Source organism: bacterium (genome assembly GCA_021158245.1).
Taxonomy (GTDB): domain Bacteria; phylum Zhuqueibacterota; class QNDG01; order QNDG01; family QNDG01; genus QNDG01.
In genome coordinates this window covers 1-4457 of record JAGGVB010000154.1, presented here as the reverse complement: position 1 = coordinate 4457, position 4457 = coordinate 1, and the positions used below count along the sequence as shown (strand labels likewise).

Below are 4457 nucleotides of genomic sequence, written 5' to 3'. Positions count from 1 at the left end.
TTCCCTTTCTGCAGATGAATTCCCGGTTAAAGAGCGTTACTACCGAGGTCAGTTTATCGGTGCCAGGGCCATGGGGATGGGAGGAGCTTTTGTTGCCGTCGCTAATGATGCTACAGCCGCATACTGGAATCCGGCAGGTCTCTCTCAGCTTACAACAAATCAGATGATGGCAGTATACATCTTAGACAATAACAATGAGATTAAACTTTATGACATTTTGGAACCTGGCCAACGCTTGAAAAGAAAACAATTAATCTTTCTGGGGTTAACATCACAAAAAGGCGGTTTTTACTGGAAACCATTAGTGAACTTAAAACAAGAAGATGTTTACAATAAGGTCACAAATCCCGACGGGAGTACGACAGAAACCTGGTCAGATCAGGAGTATACTCTGAATGCTTATGGACTTACATTGGCCGATCGAAGTGGTTTTTTATCTTTCGGAGTGAATATCAAATATCTGTCGGGGAAATTAGGAGTTGCTGAGAAGAGAAAGGTGAATAGTGCTTGGGAAGAACCGGAAGCGAGTATCTCTAACGGTAAAGGGCTAGGTATGGATTGTGGTCTCATGATTTTGGGCGATCATCTGAACATAGGATTGATGGCTTCCAATATCCTGAACCGAATTTGGTGGGAGAATTATTCCGCCATGAAATTGGAAGCAGATGGTACTCTTGGACTTGCTCTTCATACAAGCGGCCTGACTCTTGCCGGAGATGTGCATCAGAAGCTTAAAAAGAGAGCTAATGTTTGGTATCATTTGGGTCTGGAGATAGAACCCTTTAATCGGGGGAGTAAAAATAGACGAGGAGCTGGAGTTCCTGTCTTTGGAAGGGTCTTTCTCAGAGCAGGGGCATTTGTCAAGAAGCGAATTGATACGAACCAATCCGGCTACACGGCCGGTGTCGGCTATTGCAGGGGACCGCTCATCGTGGATATTGCCTTTCTCGAAGAAGCGAAGGGAAATGATGATAATAGTCTCAGTAGAACCAGAATGTATCAGCTTTCCATGTCGATAGCATTTTAAAAAATAAAGGTAAAGCAGTATGAAATGGATTCTGTTTTCTATAGGTATGATTATGGTTTTTATGGGAAGCTATGTCACTATATGGGCAGGGGATTCAAAGGAGCTATTTGAAGAATTATCAAAGCATTCGGATAGAGATATTAGAAGTATTGGATTATTTTTATTTGGAGTCGGCATGATCATAGTAGCTTTTGTCTGGTTTATAGTTCCAAAAGGTTGATTTCTTAATGAAAGTGCATTAGATAGACTAAACAAGAAAGAGATTTTTTAAAATATACGATATAAGGAGGTAAAATCATGAATCCCGTAATCAAATCCATTATTAGCCCGCCATCGATTACCGCAGAGAACACGGCAGGTTCAATAATTGAAACCTGAGAAGATTAAAAAAATCAGTTAAAGCTGAGGGGTGTTGCCTGATTCTTAGACAAGATTATTACAACATAGGAATAAATATTGAGTTAGCAATGATAGAGCAAAAAGTTAGTCATAAAAAATTAGGAATAGCGCTGGGCAGTGGAGGCGCGAAGGGAATTGCGCATATTGGGGTTCTTGAAGTGCTTGAAGAAAAAAATATTGCCATAAATGAAATTTCCGGAAGCAGTATAGGTGCAATGATTGGTGCTGCCTATGCTTCAGGTGTGACAATTGAAGAAATGAAAGAAATTGCCTTCAGCATTGATTTAAAAAAATTGTGGACGTTTTTTGATTTCACAAATCCCATGACCGGCGGCTTGATTAAGGGGGATGTTGTCGAAGAATTTCTTGACACGATTTTACCGGTTAAACGATTTGAGGAATTGCAAATCCCTTTTAAGTGTGTTGCTACAGATTTAAAGACCGGGGAACCTGTAATTTTTGATACGGGCGATCTGGTGCCGGCAGTAAGAGCCAGCATCTCGCTCCCTGGTTTTTTTAAACCCTATAAATATCAGGAAAGATTATTGATGGACGGAGGTATTGTTAATCCGGTTCCGGTTAGTCTGCTGGTCAATTCCGAACATAGATGTGCTGTTGTTTTAAATGAATATCTGGGACTTAAGAAATGGTCTGCTCAAAAAATAAATATTGAAATAAAAATTAGGAACTATTTAAATAAAAATTTCTATCCAATCATCAAACACTTTCCGGATAATCGGAAGATAAGGAGATTGAATTTTATAAAAAATATATCGACAAGCATAGATAACATGTCAAGAAGAATATTAGAATTTAATCTTGATGATTTTACTCCGGATTTGGTAATTAAGCCGGAGGTAAAAGACATTGCTACTATGGCTTTTTATGAAAGTAATAAAAGCTATTTAGCAGGAATTCAAGCTGCAGAAAAGACTTTACAAGTTTTGTGATTTAGGGATAAGAAAAAATAAGGAGAATAAATGGGGATTATAATAAAAGAAGTAAAAGACATAAGTGATCTGAGAGAATTTATATCATTTCCTTATAAACTCTATGCTGAAAACAAATATTGGGTGCCACCTCTTCGTTTTGATGAAATAAACACTCTACGTAAGGATAAAAATCCGGCTTTTGATTTCTGTGAGGCAAAATATTGGCTTGCCTATAAAGGGGGGAAAGTTGTCGGAAGAATCGCCGGAATTATCAATAACCGGTATATTGCGAAATGGAAGAATAAGTATGCACGTTTCGGCTGGATAGATTTTGTTGACGATGAGGAAGTAACAAAGGCACTGCTTGATACTGTAGAAAATTGGGCAAAAGAAAAAGGAATGGAAGCTATAGAAGGGCCCCTTGGTTTCACTGATCTCGATTATGAAGGAATGCTGGTAGATGGTTTCGAGGAGCTTGGCACTATGGCATCAATTTATAACCATCCCTATTATCCTGAATATATGGAGAAACACGGATACCAAAAGGAAATTGACTGGGTTGAATTTGAAATAAAAATACCGAAAAAAGTCCCCGAGAAAATCAAAAGGATTGCCAATATTTCATTGCAAAGAAACAAACTCAAGGTATTGAAAACAAGAAAGAGAAAAGATCTTTTACCTTATGCCAAAGATATGTTTAATGTGCTGAATATGAGTTATGAAAATATTTTTGGATTTGTTCCTCTGACTGAGAAACAGATAGATGTTTATGTGAAGCAGTATTTTGGATTTATTCGCCCTGAATATATTTCCATGATTCTTGACAAAGATGACCGAGTCGCTGCTTTTGGCATAACAATGCCTTCGTTTTCCAAAGCATTACAAAAAGCAAAAGGAAGGCTTTTCCCCTTTGGATTCATTCATATGTTAAAGGCTATGAAGAATAATGACGTGATAGATTTGTATATAATCGGCGTGCGTCCTGATATGCAGGGAAAAGGTGTTAATGCTATAATGTTCAATGAAATAATGAAGATAATTATTAATAAAAAGTTTGTCAAGGCCGAAACAAATTTTGAACTGGAAAATAACTATAAAGTTCAGGCACAATGGAAATATTTCGAAAAAAGACAGCATAAAAGAAGAAGATGTTATATTAAACATATGGGATAACAGACAAGAAAAGGAGGTGATTGAGCATGCACGATCTATTTGAAAAGGGTGTCTACATGAGCCTTGGTTTTCTATCTATGACAAAGGAGCAAGCCACAAAAGTGGTCGATGAACTCATTGAAAAAGGAAAGGTTGGTAAGGAAGAAAAACTCAAAATTCTTGAAGATCTGCTCGAGAAAGCTGAAAATGAAAAAAAAGCCCTCGAAGCAAAAATAGATGCCGCTTTAGAGAAATCCTTCAAGAAGCACAACATACCGACTCGAAAAGACATAGAAGAGATAAACAAAAAATTGGATCAGATCTTAAAGGAACAAAAGAAAGGGACTTCATGAGTTTCTCCCTCCCGGCCCCGGTTCTCTTGATTTTTCAGAGAACCGGGGGATTTTATACGTTAGCTTTTTTAACTCAGCAGATTGAGTGAGAAATGACCTACTGGTTATTACGATATATGTTAATAGCATTTCTGTCATTCTATAACCGGCTTTCTATTGAGGGAAGTGAAAACCTTGATAAGGAAAAGCAGTATATTTTCGCAGCGAACCATTTCAGTTTTCTGGATTTGCCGATACTTATTGCTGCAATAAAAAAACCTATAATCGTGCCAATTAAGTCAGATTTTTTTAAGAGATTTATCGAGAGGAGTCTGTTACATCTTGTTAACGGTGTTCCGGTCAAGAATAATACGATGTGCAAAGAATCCCTTAAAGTGATCATTAAAAATATAAAGGAAGGAAAGAGTCTTATTATCGCTCCGGAAGGGGGAATTAGCAGGAATGGGAGATTACAGGAATTCAGAGATGGCGCAAGTTTTATTGCATTCAAGACAGGAATACCGGTTGTACCTGTTGCTATCATTAATGCTGACAAGGCATTACCACTTAAGAAGATTTTACCTCGACCATATAAAATTAAGGTAAAGATTGGAA

At 37.6% G+C, this 4457-nt stretch carries 6 protein-coding genes; all 6 read left to right on the top strand.

What is annotated here, in order from left to right:
- Positions 1–1027: hypothetical protein (locus J7K93_08195; protein MCD6116981.1), on the top strand; the 1027-nt coding region annotated here is incomplete at its 5' end.
- Between the two features lie 19 nt (positions 1028–1046).
- Entirely contained in the window at positions 1047–1247 is a 201-nt protein-coding gene (locus J7K93_08190) for a DUF2065 family protein (protein MCD6116980.1), read from the top strand.
- A gap of 247 nt (positions 1248–1494) precedes the next feature.
- A complete protein-coding gene (locus tag J7K93_08185; protein ID MCD6116979.1) occupies positions 1495–2376 on the top strand; it encodes a patatin-like phospholipase family protein in 882 nt (293 codons plus the stop codon).
- Between the two features lie 30 nt (positions 2377–2406).
- Positions 2407–3531: a GNAT family N-acetyltransferase gene (locus J7K93_08180; GenBank protein MCD6116978.1), complete on the top strand. Its 1125-nt coding sequence runs from the start codon at positions 2407–2409 to the stop codon at positions 3529–3531.
- Positions 3532–3557: 26 nt separating this feature from the next.
- A complete protein-coding gene (locus J7K93_08175; GenBank protein MCD6116977.1) occupies positions 3558–3863 on the top strand; it encodes a hypothetical protein in 306 nt (101 codons plus the stop codon).
- A gap of 92 nt (positions 3864–3955) precedes the next feature.
- A partial coding sequence (locus J7K93_08170) for a 1-acyl-sn-glycerol-3-phosphate acyltransferase (GenBank protein ID MCD6116976.1) occupies positions 3956–4457 on the top strand: 502 nt, incomplete at its 3' end.

Coding starts and splice junctions, on each gene's coding strand:
- J7K93_08190 (MCD6116980.1), top strand. CDS start 1,047: ATGAAATGGATTCTGTTTTCTATAGGTATGATTATGGTTTTTATGGGA.
- J7K93_08185 (MCD6116979.1), top strand. CDS start 1,495: ATGATAGAGCAAAAAGTTAGTCATAAAAAATTAGGAATAGCGCTGGGC.
- J7K93_08180 (MCD6116978.1), top strand. CDS start 2,407: ATGGGGATTATAATAAAAGAAGTAAAAGACATAAGTGATCTGAGAGAA.
- J7K93_08175 (MCD6116977.1), top strand. CDS start 3,558: ATGCACGATCTATTTGAAAAGGGTGTCTACATGAGCCTTGGTTTTCTA.